The following is a 1164-nucleotide window of genomic DNA, read 5'->3' as shown; positions in this document are numbered from 1 at the left end:
TGTATAAGAGACAGGCCCCATGCCCCATGCCCCATGCCCTTGTGGATGGAGTTTTTCATTACTTACCACAGTCGCTGCCAGGTAGCGAATGACATAAACTAGTCATACAACACGGACACCAATGGACTTAAACCTGTTTACTGTTAAGAGTTCCTCCGCTCCAACTTCTCTGTGTTTCCTGCTATATATACGCTTGTCAGTTCTGAAGATATTGGTTTAATCTCTAACCAACGGTGTAGCAATTAGGTGATGCTATGTCTAACGTCCAAACTCCTCACGATAAAGACCGTAAGCTCGAAAAAGCTCTAACCAACAAAATCATAGACGACTATTTTGACAACTCCGAAAGTTGGCTCCGAGCCATTTTGAGGATGTGTATCTTTTCGTTAGCTCACTTAGATAGTCAACCAGTTTTTGTTATCGAATGTCCGAATCAAGCGGTGGCTAAGCGGCTAAGTCGCAAGACCTATCCTTTTCGAGGAATTGTATATTATTTAACCGATAATTTTGATGGTCGCGATCGCAGTTTGTTTTGCTATCAAGAGCGCGCTGAGGAAAATTGGCGTTGTTTTGATACCAGCACTAACACGTGGAAAACTTTGAGTAATTTGCAATCACCTATTGCTCCGATGGATACTTGATTGGGGAGTCAAGGGTCAAGGGGAACCAGCGCTGTGGGCGGGTTTCCCACGCCAGTCCGCACAACGGGGGGAACCCCCGCAAGCGGCTGGCTCGACTTGAGGCGACTGGCGTTCAAGGGTCAAGGGTTAAAAGAAATTGCTGCTGACAAATGACTATTGACTAATCACAAGTTTGGCGCGTCACCAAACCGCCAACAAATGCCCCTAAGACTGTGCATGTCCATATTCCTGTGGTACTACCTTGCCATATTGCCCCTGGTGTTACCCAAACGTTGCACATCTGGTTTAAAGCCCAAGGCTGGTTTTGACACTTTTGACTATGCAGCATTAAGGTGATTTGTCCACCGATGTAACCACCAAAAAACCCTGATGAAAGTGCCAAAAAGGTGCAAATTAAAATTCGATTTTTAGTCATTATTTATTGGGGATTGGGGATTGGGGATTGGGCATTGCGGATTGGGCATTGCGGATTGGTGAAGTATTTTTCCCATGCCCCATGCCCCATGCCCCATTCTCCATACCC

General features: G+C 45.9%; 2 protein-coding genes. One reads left to right on the top strand and one right to left on the bottom strand.

The window, feature by feature from the left end:
• Positions 1-254 precede the first annotated feature (254 nt).
• Positions 255-641, top strand: a complete 387-nt coding sequence (locus tag IQ246_RS29735; RefSeq protein WP_194006864.1) for a hypothetical protein — start codon at positions 255-257, stop codon at positions 639-641.
• 160 nt (positions 642-801) lie between these two features.
• Here IQ246_RS29735 and IQ246_RS29730 read toward each other — a convergent pair whose 3' ends face one another.
• Positions 802-1056, bottom strand: a complete 255-nt coding sequence (locus tag IQ246_RS29730; protein WP_194006863.1) for a hypothetical protein — start codon at positions 1054-1056, stop codon at positions 802-804.
• Positions 1057-1164 lie beyond the last annotated feature (108 nt).

It is taken from the genome of aff. Roholtiella sp. LEGE 12411 (assembly GCF_015206995.1).
In the GTDB taxonomy this organism is placed as follows: Bacteria; Cyanobacteriota; Cyanobacteriia; order Cyanobacteriales; family Nostocaceae; genus Komarekiella.
Note: the sequence above shows the minus strand (reverse complement) of the source record. Positions and strands in the feature narration are given on the sequence as shown.